The 16,545-nt window shown below is 65.8% G+C and carries 13 protein-coding genes and 1 tRNA gene; 5 read left to right on the top strand and 9 right to left on the bottom strand.

Features of this window, described 5'->3' with window-relative positions; genetic code table 11:
* Nucleotides 1-78: 78 nt before the first annotated feature.
* The 8 genes from ACFDS6_RS07275 to ACFDS6_RS07240 form a co-directional block, all read right to left on the bottom strand.
* A complete protein-coding gene (locus ACFDS6_RS07275) occupies nt 79-2,064 on the bottom strand; it encodes a hypothetical protein (protein WP_375271462.1) in 1,986 nt (661 codons plus the stop codon).
* Nucleotides 2,065-2,160: 96 nt separating this feature from the next.
* Nucleotides 2,161-2,237, bottom strand: a tRNA-Pro gene (locus ACFDS6_RS07270).
* Nucleotides 2,238-2,347: 110 nt separating this feature from the next.
* Nucleotides 2,348-3,109, bottom strand: a complete 762-nt coding sequence (locus tag ACFDS6_RS07265; protein WP_375271461.1) for an ABC transporter permease — start codon at nt 3,107-3,109, stop codon at nt 2,348-2,350.
* Nucleotides 3,106-4,035 (bottom strand): ABC transporter ATP-binding protein, encoded by a 930-nt coding sequence (locus tag ACFDS6_RS07260; RefSeq protein WP_375271460.1) that lies wholly within the window; start codon nt 4,033-4,035, stop codon nt 3,106-3,108. Before ACFDS6_RS07260 ends, ACFDS6_RS07265 begins: the two co-directional genes overlap by 4 nt.
* A 232-nt stretch (nt 4,036-4,267) precedes the next feature.
* Complete coding sequence (locus ACFDS6_RS07255) at nt 4,268-4,570, bottom strand: cytochrome o ubiquinol/quinol oxidase subunit IV (protein ID WP_375271459.1); 303 nt, start codon at nt 4,568-4,570, stop codon at nt 4,268-4,270.
* A complete protein-coding gene (locus ACFDS6_RS07250; protein WP_375271458.1) occupies nt 4,567-5,193 on the bottom strand; it encodes a cytochrome c oxidase subunit 3 in 627 nt (208 codons plus the stop codon). The genes ACFDS6_RS07255 and ACFDS6_RS07250 overlap by 4 nt, the downstream gene beginning before the upstream one ends.
* Nucleotides 5,190-7,316 (bottom strand): cbb3-type cytochrome c oxidase subunit I, encoded by a 2,127-nt coding sequence (locus ACFDS6_RS07245; RefSeq protein WP_375271457.1) that lies wholly within the window; start codon nt 7,314-7,316, stop codon nt 5,190-5,192. Before ACFDS6_RS07245 ends, ACFDS6_RS07250 begins: the two co-directional genes overlap by 4 nt.
* The gene (locus ACFDS6_RS07240; RefSeq protein ID WP_375271456.1) at nt 7,285-8,187 is read right to left on the bottom strand and encodes a cytochrome ubiquinol oxidase subunit II; all 903 of its coding nucleotides are present in this window, start codon (nt 8,185-8,187) and stop codon (nt 7,285-7,287) included. The genes ACFDS6_RS07245 and ACFDS6_RS07240 overlap by 32 nt, the downstream gene beginning before the upstream one ends.
* Before the next feature lie 177 nt (nt 8,188-8,364).
* Here ACFDS6_RS07240 and ACFDS6_RS07235 point away from each other — a divergent pair, with 177 nt between their 5' ends.
* From ACFDS6_RS07235 to ACFDS6_RS07215, 5 genes are all read left to right on the top strand, one after another.
* Complete coding sequence (locus ACFDS6_RS07235; protein WP_375271455.1) at nt 8,365-10,731, top strand: membrane-bound PQQ-dependent dehydrogenase, glucose/quinate/shikimate family; 2,367 nt, start codon at nt 8,365-8,367, stop codon at nt 10,729-10,731.
* An 842-nt stretch (nt 10,732-11,573) separates the two neighbouring features.
* Nucleotides 11,574-12,143 carry a hypothetical protein gene (locus ACFDS6_RS07230; protein WP_375271454.1) on the top strand — a complete coding sequence of 190 codons (570 nt, stop codon included), beginning with the start codon at nt 11,574-11,576 and terminating at the stop codon, nt 12,141-12,143.
* Between the two features lie 27 nt (nt 12,144-12,170).
* A complete protein-coding gene (locus ACFDS6_RS07225) occupies nt 12,171-12,836 on the top strand; it encodes a DUF2382 domain-containing protein (protein WP_375271453.1) in 666 nt (221 codons plus the stop codon).
* A gap of 45 nt (nt 12,837-12,881) precedes the next feature.
* Nucleotides 12,882-13,313: a DUF2382 domain-containing protein gene (locus ACFDS6_RS07220; RefSeq protein ID WP_375271452.1), complete on the top strand. Its 432-nt coding sequence runs from the start codon at nt 12,882-12,884 to the stop codon at nt 13,311-13,313.
* A gap of 203 nt (nt 13,314-13,516) precedes the next feature.
* Nucleotides 13,517-14,986: a L,D-transpeptidase family protein gene (locus ACFDS6_RS07215; RefSeq protein ID WP_375271451.1), complete on the top strand. Its 1,470-nt coding sequence runs from the start codon at nt 13,517-13,519 to the stop codon at nt 14,984-14,986.
* Between the two features lie 727 nt (nt 14,987-15,713).
* Here ACFDS6_RS07215 and ACFDS6_RS07210 read toward each other — a convergent pair.
* Nucleotides 15,714-16,541, bottom strand: a complete 828-nt coding sequence (locus ACFDS6_RS07210) for a transporter (protein WP_375271450.1) — start codon at nt 16,539-16,541, stop codon at nt 15,714-15,716.
* Nucleotides 16,542-16,545 lie beyond the last annotated feature (4 nt).

The following is a 16,545-nucleotide window of genomic DNA, read 5'->3' as shown; positions in this document are numbered from 1 at the left end:
CATGGCCCCTTCCTCTCAGGAGTTGGGGCCTCCCACAAACCCGGGGCGGTTCAGTTTCTGGCGCCATCAGACGTCGTGTTACCGTCTGCTAGCAGTCCCATGCCGAAGGCGGTCGAGAGGGCGTATGCGGATAGGGAGAGATGGCTGGATCTGCTGGGTAATCGGCGTCAGCAGCTTCAAGGCTTCGAGCTTTATATGTAACTCCGCTTCCTCGTCATACGTCCTTGCCGTTTCGGTGTCGCCTTCATGACCGAAGATGTCGCCACGTACGCTATCCTCCACCTTGCCCTTCATCATCGACGTGGCAAGGCCGCGGTAGCTGTGGACGTCCTTGTCTTTCCATGCGCCGCCGACGCGATGCCGCCATGCCGTGCCTTCCGGGAAAGCCCAGTCACGCAGCTTTTTGAATACAGTGCGATAGAAGGTGCCAGCGAAGCTTTTCGATTCAGGGGAGTGCAGTTCCGGAAACAGCATGGTGCAGCCCGCGGCACGCAGTTGCGTCACGTAGTCGATAAAGCCGAGGCGGATCAGCTCCGGATGGATCGGCAGTCGTCTAATCGACTGCGCGTTCTTGAGGCGGCGTAGTTCGGTGAACTCCAGTCTGAAGTGGGGAATGGGATCGTGCTCGTGAACCTCGGCAAGCGCCAAGCCGGCGAGTTCTGAGCTGCGGCCGCCGTAGAGCGGCAGCATAAGCGGCATCCAGTACCATGAGTCGTGGATGATCTCGGTGCCTGGCTTCAGCCGCTTGTCGATGCCCGCCGTACCGGTCCAGATTGGGGCGGATAGGAGGGTGGCGACTTCCTGTCTCGTCCAGTTCGCACGCTTGTCGCGATCGCGTTTGCGCTGGTGTTTTACCTTCTTGCCGAGCGCGGTCTTGGCAGCTTTGAACGACAGGGGCGCAGCGGGGCGGTGGCCGGTGTCGTCGGCCTCGTCGCCGGCGGCGTGGGTCAGCACGGCTTCGATCCAGGAGATGTGCTTGTTGATGGTCAGCTGGCCTAAGCCGATATCATCGGCTTCCATCGTCTTGGCCCGCTCAAGGCTCGCGGCGATGCCGCCTTTCGCCTCGGCCGTGGTCCGACCCCAGCGATTGGGCAGGCTTTTGCATAAGGTGGTGAAGTCGCGGACGTGCTTCTGCTGCAGGTCTTCAATGTAGACGCCGACGCCAGACGCGAAATCGAACATGCGAACCGCGGTTCGGACCTGCTGGATCGAGTTGCTGTCCCACGCCTGCTCACGAGCGTAATCGGCGATACAGTCCTCGGTGGCTTCCATCAGCAGCTTCTTCGTTCGGGCGACTACGACGACGGACGGACTCGGCGGAACTGCTGTACGTTCGTCCGGTTGTGGCTCGTGCGTTGCTGGTCGCTCAGTTGGTCTGAATGCCACGTCGCTGGTGTCGAAGGCGAAAGGTGTGTCGTCGAGCAACGCCTCATTCGCCCAGCCCGACAGAACGGCGTCGTCACCGCTATCCAGCAGCGCGGTTGCCTGACGGCAAGCGTGCGCGCGTGCTCTGCAGATGATGGCCGTCATGCGCGTCACATTCTCGCCGGTCGCAGGGATGCCAAACGCTTCCACGTAGGATGCGATCTGCCGTTCCGAGACGATACCGCCCGCTTGCGTGTCGAAGACATGATCGCCGATCGCCTTGGCGTGGGCGGGCGGCCAGCCAGAGGCGATCAGGCGTTCGTGCTCATCGATTGTCCACCGCGCATCGCCGCCATGCTGGCCGAGAAACGTCCACGCTTCGGCATGGAGCGAGTTGGCGGTCGCGTGGTCGCCCTTTGCCGCAGGATTGGCGGCCTGATCCTGCAGGATGCGCTGCAACTGCCAGCGCAGCGCGTCGCTGAACACCTTCTTCATCTGATCCGGGGTCATCCCGGTAAACTGCCCGTACGCCACGCGTAATCTCTCGACCGCCACTGCCAGCCGGTCCGATATAAGCCGTGCGGTGGCGAAATGTCCGGTGCGAAGCGAGATCGACAGCGGCAGTGGCGTTCCGGCCACAGTGATCTTGCGGCGCCAATGATAGCTGCCGCCGCGCAGCTTTAGGTTCGGCAATCCCATCTTCGTCGCCCCAATGGGTACAGCAATGGGTACAACCGTGGGTGCGGCCTACCTCATTCGCTAAAAAGCGACGTAAAACAGTAAGATAGCAGAAATTGGTCGGGGAAAGAGGATTCGAACCTCCGGCCCCTGCCTCCCGAAGGCAGTGCTCTACCAGGCTGAGCTATTCCCCGACCATGTGCCGACCCGGCGGGCCGGGGGCAGGCGGCGTCTTATATCAGTCAATCTCGCGGCTGCAAGCGCCTCCTTGCGCTATTTTGCCGCTCAATGCTTACCGCCGGTCTCAGCTCTTGAGTCGCCAGCCGGTCTTGAAGATCCACGCGATCGCTGCGAGGCAGGCGACGAGGAAGCCGAGCGTCACGCCGAGGCTGAGCGCGATGTCGACGTCACCGCGGCCGAAGAAGCTCCAGCGAAAGCCGCTGACCAGGTAGACAACGGGATTGAACAGGCTGACCGTCCGCCACGGCTGCGGCAGCATGTCGATCGAGTAGAAGCTGCCGCCAAGGAACGTCAGCGGCGTGATGAGCAGCAGCGGTACGAAGTTCAGCTGCTCGAAACTGTTCGCCCAGATGCCGAGGATGAAGCCGAAGAGACTGAAGGCGATCGAGGTCAGCAGCAGGAACGCGATCATCGCCAGCGGATGCTGGACCACGACCGGCACGAAGAAGGCCGAGGTCGCGAGGATGATCGCGCCGATCACCACCGACTTGGTCGCGGCGGCGCCGACGTAGCCGATCACCAGCTCCATGGCGGAGATCGGCGCGGACAGTAGCTCGAAGATCGTGCCGGTGAACTTCGGAAAGTAGATGCCGATCGACGCATTGCCGACACTCTGCGTCAACAGCGACAGCATGATGAGGCCGGGCACGATGAAGCTGCCGTAGCTGACGCCGTCGACACTCTGCATCCGGCTGCCGATCGCGCCGCCGAAGACGATGAAGTACAGGCTGGTGGTGAGCGCGGGGCCGACCAGGCTCTGCCACAGGGTGCGCAGCGAGCGCGCCATTTCGAAGCGGTAGATCGCCCAGATACCGTGAAGGTTCATGCCCGTTCCTCCACTAGGTCGACGAATATGTCTTCCAGGCTCGACTTCGACGTCTCCAAATCCTTGAACGCGATGTGACGCGCGGACAGCTCGCGCAGCAGCGACGGGATGCCGGTGTCCTCGTCCGTCGCATCGAACACGTAGCGCAGCGTGCGGCCCTCGTTGACGAGGCTCAGCTGCCAGCGCTCCAGTCCCGCCGGCACCGCGTCGAGCGGTTCTGCCAGCGTCAGGTCCAGCTCGCGCTTGCCGAGTTGCTGCATCAGCGCCTCCTTCCGGTCGACCAGCAGCAGCCGACCCTTGTTGATCACGCCGACGCGGTCGGCCATCTCCTCGGCCTCCTCGATGTAGTGCGTGGTCAGGATGATCGTGGTGCCGCGTTCACGTAAGGCGTGGACCAGCTTCCACATGTCGCGGCGCAGTGCGACGTCGACGCCCGCGGTCGGCTCGTCGAGGAACAGCACCTCGGGCTCGTGCGCCAGCGCCTTGGCGATCAGCACGCGGCGCTTCATGCCGCCCGACAGTTCCATGATCTTGTTGTTGCGCTTGTCCCACAGCGACAGGTCGCGCAGCACCTGCTCGATGTACGCGCTGTGGCCCGAGCGGCCGAACAGCCGGCGCGAGAAGGTGACGGTCGCGAGCACCGTCTCGAACATGTCGACCGAGAGCTCCTGCGGCACCAGCCCGATCAGGCGGCGCGCGGCCTTGTAGTCGGCGATCGCGTCGTGCCCGGCGACGCGGATCGTGCCGGTGGACGGCGTCACGATGCCGCAGACGATGCTGATCAGCGTCGTCTTGCCCGCGCCGTTCGGCCCGAGCAGCGCGAAGATCTCGCCCTTGTTGATCGCGAGATCGACGCCATGGAGCGCGGTAAAGCCGCCCTTGTACGTCTTTGACACGCCCGAAAGCGTGAGGATCGGTTCGGTCATGAGTTCCCTGTCGCCTTCGCGGAAGGCTGTCCGCAGATAGGAACCGTTGCGCGATGATGGGAGAGGCAGGGACGAGCAAAGGCGACCGAGAACTGCGACAGACCGGCGGCATCGTCAAGCTCTCGACCATATCGGGATGACGCCGATCTCGCATCGCGCGCGCATCCCAGAGTAGCTTGAGGTCCTCGCGAGCGTCGAGCGGCGTGGTGCGCACCTTCGCGCGGGCGGGTCGCTACATCATGCGGGCGCGCAGGTTGAACAGGATGACCAGCGTACCCGACACCATCAGCGTGACGATCAGCGTCGAGAACAATACCAGCAGCAGGTCGTCGCGCGACGACTTGGCAAGGCTGATGTGGAGAAAGCAGCGGAACTGCACGATCATCTGCACCAGCCCCAATCCAAGGATGATCGCGAGCGTGGTGCCCGCGGACGCGACGGGCCAGTGCACCGCGGCGAAGGCGGCGAGCGTCAGCGCGAGCGCGAGCGCGAAGCCGGTCAGATAGGTCAGCGTCTCGCGCCGGCGATCGTTCACGGCAGATGCCCCTGCAGATAGACGACGCTCAGGATCGCGACCCAGATCACGTCGAGGAAGTGCCAGAACAGGCCGAGACGCAGTACGTTGACGCGGACGCGCGCGTCGAAGCCGTAGAAGAGGATCTGCGCCGCCATCACCAGCATCCACACGCATCCCGCCAGCACGTGGATGCCGTGCAACGGCACGAGCGCGAAGAAGGCGGACAGGAACGCGCTGCGCGTCGGATAGGCACCGTCGGCGAACATGGTCGCGAAATCGTGGCTCTCCAGCGCGAGAAAGGCGACGCCCAGCGCGAAGGTCACTCCCATCCACGCGAAGACCGCGCGTCTGGTTGCGTCATACTTCATCGCAAGCACGGCAAGCCCGATCGTCAGGCTGCTGGTGAGCAGCAGGAGCGTCTCGGCGAGCGCGGCACCCAGCTCGAAGACGCTCGCGGGCGTCGGCCCGCCCGCGGTGGCGGCGAGCGCCGTGCCGTAGACCGCGAACAGCAGCGCGAAGATCACCGCGTCGCTCATCAGGAATACCCAGAAGCCGAAGATGCCGCTCTCGGCATTGGCGTCCGGCCTGTTCTCGGTTCCGCCTAGGTTTATCCCGGCGTGTCGCGGCGACGGCTCGCTCATGCCGCGGTCTCCGCCAGTCCGTGGTTGCGCGGCGTCAGCTCGCACGCGCGCCCGATTGGTGTCGCGGCGTCCAGCGCGTCGTGCCAGCGGTGCTCGGTGGCCGTGACCTCCGCTGCCGAGATGGTGCGGTGCGTGTCCCACACGAAGCTGCGCAGGATCAGCGCGGCGACGATGCCCGAGGCAGCGACGATCGCCAGCCACCAGATGTGCCAGACGAGCCCGAACGCCGCCGCGGTCGCGGCCACGCCGATCGCGACGCCGGTCACGCTGTTGCGCGGCACGCTGATCGCGTCGTGGTGCGCGTGGCGGCGGTAGTAACCATCCTCGCGCTTGCCGTCGTAGAACGGATCGCGCCCCTCGACGCGCGGAACGATCGCGAAATTATACTCGGGCGGCGGGGCCGAGGTGGACCATTCGAGCCCGCGTCCGTCCCACGGATCGCCCGCGAACACGCGGTAGGCGTCGCGCTCGCGGATGCTGACCACCAGTTGCACGACCAGCGAGGCGAGCGCGCACAGGATGACCAGCGCGCCGACCCCGGCGACGTAGAGCCAGGGTCGGAAGTCGGGCTCGAAAATCTCGCTCGTTCGCCGCGCCATGCCGCTCGCGCCCAGCACGTAGAGCGGCATGAAGGCGAGATAGAACCCCGCCACCCAGCAGGCGAAGGCGATGCGTCCCCAGCGCTCGTCCAGGCGGAAGCCGAACGCCTTGGGAAACCAGTAGGTGTAGCCCGCGAGCAGGCCGTAGAGCAGCCCGGGGATCAGCATGTTATGGAAATGCGCGACGAGGAACAGCGTGTTGTGGAACACGTAGTCGAGCGGCGGGATCGCGAGGACGATGCCGCTGAACCCGCCGATGACGAAGGTCACCATGAACGCAAGCGCGTAGAGCATCGGCACGGCGAAGCGCACCTCGCCGCGGAACATGGTCCAGATCCAGTCGTAGATCTTGACCCCCGTCGGCACGCCGATCGTCATCGTCGCGATGCCGAACACCGCGTTGATGTCGGCGGACTGCCCCATGGTGAAGAAGTGGTGGACCCAGACGGTGAAGCTCAGCACCGCAATCGCCATGGTCGCCCACACGAGCGAGACGTAACCGTACAGCTTTTTCGACGAGAAGGTCGAGACGACCTCCGAGTAGATGCCGAACGCGGGCAGGATCAGGATGTAGACCTCGGGGTGACCGAACAGCCAGAACAGATTGGCGTAGTTCATCATGTTGCCGCCGAGATTGTTGGTGAAGAAGTGGAAACCCAGGTAGCGGTCGAGTGCGAGCAGCGCGGTCGCGACGGTCAGCGGTGGCATGGCGAAGATCATCAGGATGCTGGTGCATAAGCTGGTCCAGCAGAACAGCGGCATGCGCATGTAGGTCATGCCGGGCGCGCGCAGCTTGAAGATGGTGCAGGCGATGTTGATGCCGCCGAGTGTCGAGCCGATCGAGCCGAGCGTCACCGCCCAGATCCAGTAATCGGGCCCGACGTCGGGGCTGAAGGCGAGGCCGGTATAGGGCGGATAGCCGCTCCAGCCGCCGGTCGAGAATTGTCCCACCACCAGGCTGACCATCATCAGGATCGCGCCGCCGCCCGTCAGCGACAACGCGACCGAGTTCGCCCACGGAAACGCCATGTCGCGCGCGCCGATCTGCAGCGGCATTACGTAGTTGATGACCCCGGTCAGGAACGGCATCGCCATGAAGAACACCATGATCGAGCCGTGTGTGGAGAACAGCTGCGAGAAATGGTCGGGGGACAGGAAACCCGGATCGCCCACCGCCGCGGCCTGCTGCATCCGCATCAGGACCGCCTCGACCACCGCGCGCGACAGCATGACGAGCGCGATGGCGACGTACATGATGCCGATCTTCTTGTGGTCGAGGCTGGTCACCCAATCCAGCAGCGTGCCCCAGCGGCGATGGCGGGTCAGCAGCGTGACCGCGACGACGAACCCGACGATCACCAGCGCGGCGGCCCCCGCGCCGATGATCTCGCTCGCGCTCGGGTTCTCCCACGCCCGCACGATCGGCAGGTCGTGCCAGGTAAAGCGGCCGAGCAGCGCCGGCCAGATCGGGGGATGCTCGATCTGCACAGGTTCAGGACACCTTTCGCGCGGCCGTCCGCGCATGCGGGTGCGCGGCACCGCCGGTCGCGGCGACGACGCGGTCGAAGAAGCGGGGCGGCACGGCGGAGAAGGTCTGCGGGCCGCTCGTGCTCGGCCGCGACAATGCGGCCCAGGCGGACCGGTCGAGCGAGCGACCGACCCTGCGCGCGCGCGTCAGCCACGCGGCATAGGCCGGAGCGGTCATGCTGACGATCGCGAATTTGTGCTGCGCGAAGCCTTCGCCGCTGAACTGCGTGTTCTCGCCGCGATAGGTGCCGGGGCGGTCGGCGGCGAAGTTCATCCGCGTGCGCATGCCCGCCATCGCGTAGACCTGGCCTGCCAGTTGCGGCAGCAGCAGCGACTGCATCACGGTGCCGCTGGTCAGCGACAGGTGGATCGGGCGCCCGGCGGGCACCGCGAGCTGGTTCACGGTCGCGACGCCTTCGTCGGGATAGACGAATACCCATTTCCAATCGAGCGCGATCGCCTGGACGCGCACGGGCTCGCCCTGTCCGGCGCGGCGGGTGTACGGATCGTCGCGCTGCGTCGCGGGCCACAGCAGGACGGCGAGCAGGACGACGATGCCGATCGGCGGTATCCAGATAAACCCTTCGAGCGGCCAAGAGAACGCCCATTTCGGCCGGTAGGCGTCGTTGGTGTTGGATCGCCGGTAATGCCACGCCATCAGCGGAACCAAGACAACGACCGGCACCCAGACGAACAGCAGGATGGCGGACACGACCAGCAACAGGTGCCGCTCGTGCGCGGCGACCGGGCCTTGCGCGTTCAGGATGCCGTGGTCGAGCGCGGCACAACCGGTCAGAAGCGTGCATGCTGCGGCGGCGAGAACGGCTCGGGCGCTCCTCGTCGCCCGTGACGAATGGCGCAGCCGCATTGCGGGTCGTCGTGCGAGCAGAAAAACCACAACGTTCCTTCTTTGCCGCCTGACGAGGTTCGAGCGCGCATCACATCCGGCATCGTCGCCGGACCGACTAGGCACAGGTCGAGACGCTTGCCTGAAACTTCAGCCCGCCCTAGCGTTTAGCCAGCAATGTTTTGAAAGGAAACCGCGATGGCTCGGCTGTACCGGCTGATGATTGCGTGGTGCGTGGCCATTCTCGGCGGCTTCTTCGCGGTCGCCGGCGGCGTGCTCGCGGCGCTGGGCGGGTCGTTCTACTATCTGGTTGCTGGCGTCGCGATGGTGGTCAGCGGTGCGCTGCTCGGCCGCCAGCCCCGGATCGGGCGCTTGCTGTTCGTCGCGATCTGGGTCGGCACGCTGATCTGGGCGGTGTGGGAGGTGGGGCTGGACGCCCTGCAGCTCGTTCCGCGCCTGGTCGCGCCGACCGTCCTGCTGGTGCTCGTCCTGCTGACCGGGTGGCGGGCGCGCTCGTGGCGCTCGCCCGCGCACGCGGTGCCCGCCGCCGCGGCGGTGCTGCTCGCGCTCGGCGTCGGCGGCGTCGCGCTTCACGGATCAGGCGTGGAGGCGCAGGGAGCGCCTGGTGCCGCCCCGGTGCCCGCCGCGCCGACCGGCGAGGCCGACGCGGACTGGCGCGACTATGGCGGGACGCTGTCGGGGCGGCGCTACTCGGCCCTGGCCGACATCACGCCGCAGAACGTCGGACGCCTCGAACTCGCCTGGACGCAGCGCACCGGCGACCTGCCGATGGCGGCGGAGTCGGAGGAGCACAAGCGCGAATATCATTCGGAGGCGACGCCGATCCACATCGGCGACACGCTCTACACCTGCACGCCGCACTCGTTCGTCCAGGCGATCGACGCGGTGACGGGCAAGACGAAGTGGAGCTGGCACGAGGACGCGCGCATCCAGGGGAACAATTATCTCGTCTGCCGCGGCGTCACCTACTTCGAGGCGCCGGCGGGTACGCCGTGCCCGCGCCGCATCTTCGCGCCGACGTTCAACGCGCGGCTGGTCGCGCTCGACGCCGACACCGGAAAGCCGTGCGAGAGCTTTGCCGATGGTGGCGCGATCAACCTTCGTACCAACATGGGCACGTCGCGCCCGTCCGACCAGATCGGCACCACGCCGCCCGTGGTCGTCAACAACCGGCTGATCATCGGCGAGCGGATCATCGACAACGTCAATCGCGACATTCCGTCGGGCGTCGTGCGTGCCTATGATCCGGTGTCGGGTGCGCCGATCTGGGCGTGGGACGTCGGCCGCTCGCCCGACGCGATCGCGCCCCTGCCCGCGGAACAGACCTACACGCGCGGAACGCCCAACGTCTGGGGCGCGATCACCGCCGACGCGGCCAACGGGCTCGTCTATCTCGGCACGGGCAACGCCTCGCCCGATTACTGGATCGGCTATCGCCGGCCGTTCGACGACCGCTTCGGCTCGTCGATCGTCGCGCTCGACATCGCGACGGGCAAGCTGCGCTGGATGCGTCAACTCGTCCACCGCGACATGTGGGACATGGACCTGCCGATCGGCCCGTCGCTGTTCGACTACCGTGCACCCAACGGTCAGGTCACGCCCGCGCTGATCCAGACGACCAAGATGGGGCAGGTGTTCTTCTTGAACCGGCTGACCGGTGCGCCGATCGCGGCGATCACCGAGCAGCCGGTGCGCACCGACGGCGCGACGCCCGGCGTGCGCGTGTCGCCGACGCAGCCCTTCTCGACCGGCATGCCCAGCTTCACGCCGCCGGCCCCGACCGAGGTCGCGACCTGGGGCGCGACGCCGATCGATCAATTGTTCTGCCGCATCGACATTCGCCGCGCGCAGGGGACGGGCATCTACCAGCCGATGGGGCTGAAGCCGATCATCGGCCATCCCGCGTTCGACGGCGTCACCGACTGGGGCGGCGCGGCGGTCGATCCGGTGCGCGGCGTGATGACCGTCAACACGATGGAGATGCCGTTCAAGCTGTGGCTGATGCGGCGCGACGACCCGCGCGTCGCCGAACTGATGAAGCAGAAGCAGGGCGGCGAGAACGCGATGCAGGCGCAGCTGCAGACGCAGTACAACACGCCCTACGTCGCGGTGGTGAAGGCGTGGGTCGGCATCTTCGGTGCGCCCTGCGTGGCGCCGCCGTGGGGCCACCTGACCGCGGTCGACCTGGGCACCCGCAAGGTGCTGTGGAAGAAGGTGCTCGGCACCGCGCGCGACACCGGGCTGTTCGGCTCGCACCTGGGCGTGCCGATCAAGACGGGCGTGCCCAACCTCGGCGGATCGATCATCACTGCGGGCGGGCTCGCCTTCATCGGCGCGACGACCGACCAGTACCTGCGCGCCTTCGATCTCAATACCGGAAAGGTGGTGTGGAAGGCGCGGCTACCCGCGGGGGCGCAGGCAACGCCGATGACCTACCGCGGGCGTGACGGGCGGCAATATGTCGTCATCACCGCGGGCGGGCACGGCGCGCTGGGCACGCGCTACGGCGACTACACGCTCGCATACGCGCTGCCGAAAAGCTGACGCTGGGCTGAATCCGCTGATCGAGTACACCGAGCCTCGCCGAGCGCGGGATCGCGCCGGCGGTCTCAGCGACGGCTTCGGCATGCGTTGGCCCAGACGGGCAACGGTTTTCTACGAAGCCGGAAGGTCCACAGGCGCGGCCCGTTGTGCAATTAGGATGCTGTCAAACGCCACGCCGGCGTGAGCCGCTGGGTTCGACCATCACAGGCTGCTCGAACCCGCCTACCGACGCCGAAGAGCAACATGATGTCGCCGCGGACATCGTCGGTATGATGGCGTGACCTACAACTTCGGCCTTCGACAGACCGTCGCGATCCAGGCGACCGGCAAACGCTTCCGTTACTAGCGCTGCGACCTGCTCGGACGTGACCCGCCAACTTCATGCCGTGTGCAACTGCGCCCACCGTCTCACGACGCTCGGTGGGCCCACACTGTCGAACAGACCGTCAAGATGTGAGCCCCAGAGCCGGGTGGGTTAATCTTACACCCGGTCTATCGAATGCCGGGACAGAGCACTCAGTTAAGCTATTCCCTGATTTTCAGCATGGCAGAGGCACGTGAGCGTTACATGAGAGGCGTTCTATCATTGAAACTTCATTGGAATCCAGTTTTCCAGCGTGGTATATTTTAGTTAATGTCATGACAAGGTGGCATCTATAATAAACAGCTTATCGCCAAATATCCTAAGTTGGTAGTACTAACTTGCGCACTTCTTATTACAAGTACTCGTTTGGCTTTATAGAAGTCACCAGAGAAAAACATTGGAAAAATTGCAACTAAAGGCCATGCGGCTTGTTCACTTATAATAGCGCGAATATTAGCTTTGAAGGGGAGCTCAGCTCATGGCTGACATCAAAATCGAGAAAAAAGGTGGCTCTTTGTGGTGGCTTTGGGCGCTGATCGCATTGATTGTGATCGGCCTGCTGCTCTGGCTTTTCTTGGGCAACGATGACGACAAGCGTGTGTCCAACGCTCCTGCAACGGTCGCGGCAGCACCGATGCAGCAGGACATGGCCCCGATCGACAACGGCGCGATGGCCGCGGGTTCGACCGCGGCTGGGCCAATTACCGACATTGTAGCCATCACGGGCAACACCGACGGTTCGCTGGTCGGGCGCGACGTGAGGCTCGGCAACGTGCCGGTCGGTGACGTCGTGGGCGATGCCAGTTTCTGGGTCAACGGCCCCGACGGCAAGAAGGTGTACGTGGTTCTGAACGAGGTTGCCACACCCAATACGCCGATCGAGGGGCGCGTCGACGTCGACAAGGGCGACAGCGTCGACGTCGTGGGCACGATGCGTGCCGCCAGCGAGGGCGCACCCGAGGGGGCAGCAGTCGGTACCAAGACCGATCCGCTCCCGGCCGGCATCACGCAGTATATCTACGCCGAGTCGGCCAAGGTCGTTCGCTGAACCACCCCCTTTTTCTGGAGAATGACGATGAGCAACGAACATGGCATCCGCAAGCTCGCCGGTCTCGACGACTGGCAGCTTGAGGACTCGGACCAGGACCTGCGCGGCAAGATGCTGCGGACGGCTGATGGCCGCGACATCGGCGAGATTGACGACATGCTGGCCGATACCGATCAGGAACGGGTGGTCGGGCTCCGGCTCGCCGATGGCAGGGTAGTCAACGTCGACTCCGTCGACATCCGCGATGGCGCTCCCGTGCTGCTCGTCGACCAGGCGCAGGTTCCGCCACCGCCCGCCGGCGTCGCGCGCGGCGAGGTCACCAGCGAGCACATTCCAATCGTCGAAGAGCAGATGGTGATTGGCAAGCGCCTCGTGGAGCTTGGAACGGTGCGCGTGCGGACCCGGGTCGTCTCCGACGACGTCAGCGAGAACGTGGTGCTCCGTGAGGAGCACGTGAATGTCGATCGCCGCGCGCTGAACGAGCGCATCAGCGCGGCCGACGCCGACGCGCTGTTCCAGGAGGGCACGGTGGAAATCACCGAAACCGGCGAAGAGGCCGTGGTCACCAAGGAAGCCGTCATCACCGGCGAGATCGTGGTCGACAAGAACGTCGACACGCGCACCGAGCGCGTCGACGGCACCGTGCGCCGCACCGAGGTCGACGTCGATCGGGACGGGTCGACCGACCGCTGATCGTCGCGCGCGCGCACTACGATCAGGGCTCTCCGGGGTGCAGCGATGCACCCCTTTTTTTACCGGAGTATTCCGCTCATGTCGGACACCGTCGATCAGTCACACGACGATGCGCTCCGGATCCCGCTCGTCGAGGAAACCCTTCGCGTCGACAAGGTGGCGGTCGAGACCGGGCGAGTGACCGTCAGCTCGGCGGTGCGCACCGACGACGTGGCGGTGCACGAGATGCTGGAGAGCCGATCGGTCCGCGTCGAGCGTGTTCCGATCGGCGACTTCGTCGACGCCGTGCCGCCGATCCGGACCGAGCCAGGCCGAACGGTCGTGTCGGTGGTCGAGGAGGTAATGGTGAAACGCCTCCGCCTCGTCGAGGAGGTTCACCTCATAACTGAATTCCGCACTGAGCCTTTCGATCAGTCCGTCACCCTCCGCCGCCTCGACGTGACGGTCGGGCGCACCAGCCCGGAGGACGATTCCTGATGCCGGCGCGCCGCCGGGGCGGATCAAACAGGCGTTCGCGCGGCTCCAATTTCTCGCGGTATGTTCCGACACGCGTTCGGCCATGAACGCATCATCGCGGTCAGTCCGCCAATCTGGAAGGCGTCTCTATGCGCTCTACTCATCCGCTCTTGATGGCGTCCATGGTCGGGCTCGCAGGATGCTCGAACGAAGCCCCTGCCGCCATGGTCAACACGAATGATCGTGCCGCGATCGAAGAGCCGCAGCTCGATACGACACCGCCCAGCATTCCGTCGGACGCGCTGAAGGCGAGCGTCTCGGACGATGACGTGAGGGCGTTCTACGAGCGCATGCAGTGGAAAGGCCTGTGGTCGCCCGCCACCACGACCGCACTGGATCAGGCCCTCGGATCGCGAATCCGCAATGGGCTCGACCGGGTCGACTACGGGAAGGTCGATGATTCGATGAGCCCGGCCGATCGGGACGTGGCGCGGACTAAAGCGGCGCTCTCCTACGCCAAATCGCTCGCGCGCGGCCGGGTCGATCCGAGCGACCTGCACGAGGTCTACACGCTGCAGGAGTCGCAGGTCGACGTGGCGGCCGGTCTGGCGCAGGCGCTTGAGCAGAACCAGGTGGCGCACTTCTTCGCCGGGCTGGTGCCGCAGGACGACGACTATCGCCGGCTGTCCGAGGCCTATGTCCGCTACGCTCGGGAGGGGCGGCAGGCATCCTCCAGCAAGCTGGACGACAAGGATACGATCCACGTCGGTGATCGCGATCCGAGGGTATCGGAGATCGCCCGGCAGCTCGCCGCCAACGGCTACCTGTCGCAGGATAACGTACCAGCAGGCGGGGAGCAGGCCGCGCAATATACCCAGCCGATCGCCGAGGGCGTGAAGCGGCTGCAGGCGGACTACGGAATCAAGACCGACGGCCTGTTCGGCGGCGACACGCTGGCGGTCATCAACATTGGCCCTGCCGACAAGGCGCGTGCGCTCGCCGTGGCGCTGGAGCGGCGGCGCTGGCTATCGCGCACTCCTCCGGCAACGCGTATCGACGTCAATGCCGCCGCTGCGACGCTCGACTATCACCGCGACGGCAAGCTCGTCGATCAGCGCCGCGTCATCGTCGGACAGCCCGACCGCGAGACACCGCCGCTGGGCTCTCCGCTCTACCGCCTGGTGGCAAACCCGACCTGGACGGTGCCCAAGTCGATCGAGGTGTCCTCCGCCACGGTCCGCGCGAAGAACATGCACAAGGTGAACGGCTATTGGGTGCAGCCGTCCGGGCCGGACAATGCGCTCGGCCTGGTCAAGTTCGACATGCAAAACAAGCAGGCGATCTACCTGCACGACACCAGCGACAAATCGCTGTTCGACCGCACGCAGCGCGACCTCAGCCACGGTTGCGTGCGCGTGCAGGACGCGCTCGGCTTCGCGCAGATGATCGCGCAGCAGGAAGGCGTCGCAGACAAGTGGAAGCAGGCGCGCGCATCGGGCGAACAGACCTTCGTCGATCTGCCCGCGCCCATTCCGGTGCGCTTGCTGTATCAGAACGCTTTCATCGACAAGAAGGGCGAGGTCGTGTTCCGCACCGATCCCTATGGCTGGAACGATACGGTGGCCAGGCGGCTCGGCTTCGACGGCGGCGCGGCAAAGAAGGCGCGTAGCGACGATATCGATCTCGGCCCGTAACTGCCGCCGGGCCCGACCGCTATATCTCTTGCGTGACGAACCGGACGCCGCGCACCAGATCGCGGCTGTCCGACCAGCCAAACCAGCACGCCCATCGCGGCGAGGAACAAGCTGAGCTTGCCGTGATTCGCGGGTGGCGCCACTGCCGCGCCGGTCGGCCGCCTCGGCATTAGCGGGTGTGGGAACACCGCGGTGGTCGTGGCGATCCTCATGGAAGTATACTGGGCTTGCAACGGTCGCGGCTCAGCAAAGCGTCGAACGCGAGGGGACGGTAACCCCTGAACGCCACCTCGCTCGCAGATATAGCTCGGTGGCGCAATGAACCTGCACAGGCTCGCTGCTCGGAAAAGCGGGCTGCCGCTGGGCACCCGAGCCGCTGCGGGGAGCGGCTGACTCGAGTATGTTTCGGCTGCCATGCTCGGAGTACGGCTTCACGACAATGTGCGAGCTCAGGCAGTGATCGATGCTGGCGCGGACCGCTGCGACCAACCTGGCGGCGTGGGGGTGCAATTCACGCGCGGCCAGACTTCGCGGTTCGGGATGTCGTGGACCGCGGTCACCACCTAAATTGCGCTGGCCCGGCGAGCGCGAACCAGCGGATCGTCTGCCCCTGCGCCACATCGCGCTCGTGAACCAGTCCATGTCCCAGGAGGTGCCACGCACCGAGGCGGGGTGCGCCGGCAAGCGCGATGCCGGGTCGATGACAAACTTGCCCGGGACCGAGCGCCTAAAAGCGCCGGGTGAAGCCGCCGATCAGTTCGACGTCGGGCGTCGTCCGGTTGAGCCCGACATAGGTCGAGACGTCGAACTGCCAGTTCGCCAGCGGCGACCAGGCGAGGAGGAAGTCCGCGGTTGCCTGCGTGCTGTGGCCGGCAGGGTCGCGGTCGCGCTGGACAAAGAATTCGGCGGTCGCGCCGAGATTGGTCGTGAGCGAATGCGAGAGCGCCAGGACATTGCCGTAGGTGAGGTGCCGCCCGTCGCCGTCGCCGTCCGCCGCCGCGGCGATCGTCGGGGTCGCGTTCAGCGACCAGCCGCCGGGCAGCGGAATGTCGACGGGCAGGGTCAGCCCGGCGGAGACGGTTCCCGCGCTCACCGCGTCGCTGCCGACCGGCAGGATGACGAACGGCAGCGCGGCGATCGACACGCCGCGGTCGCCGCCATCGACGAAGCGGTGCTTGAGCGAGAGGCCGACGTCGCCGAACCCGTCGTCGACCGAGACGCTGCGCGTCCCCCCCGCGCCGGTGTGGGTGCGCGCCCGGACGTAAGGCGTGAAGCCGACCCGCACCTCCGTGTCGCCGCCGACGCCGTAGCGCAGCAGCGTGTCGGCGAAGAGCAGCGTGTCGCTGCGGACGCCGCCCGCCTCGTCACGGGTCCAGTCGACCGCGCTCGTCTCGACCTGCACGGTGCCGGGCGCGACGACGCAGCTCGGCGTCGCCTTGCCCGGGCGGTCGGAACAGAGCGGCGCATCCTGCGCGGCGGCGGGCAGCGCGGCGAGCAGCAGCGCGGGCGTCAGGATCAGGGCGAGGCGGATCGGCGGCGTTCCCATGATGGTCATGACG

The sequence above is a fragment of the Sphingomonas sp. genome (assembly GCF_042095875.1).
Classification (GTDB): Bacteria; Pseudomonadota; Alphaproteobacteria; order Sphingomonadales; family Sphingomonadaceae; genus Sphingomonas.
Note: the sequence above shows the minus strand (reverse complement) of the source record. Positions and strands in the feature narration are given on the sequence as shown.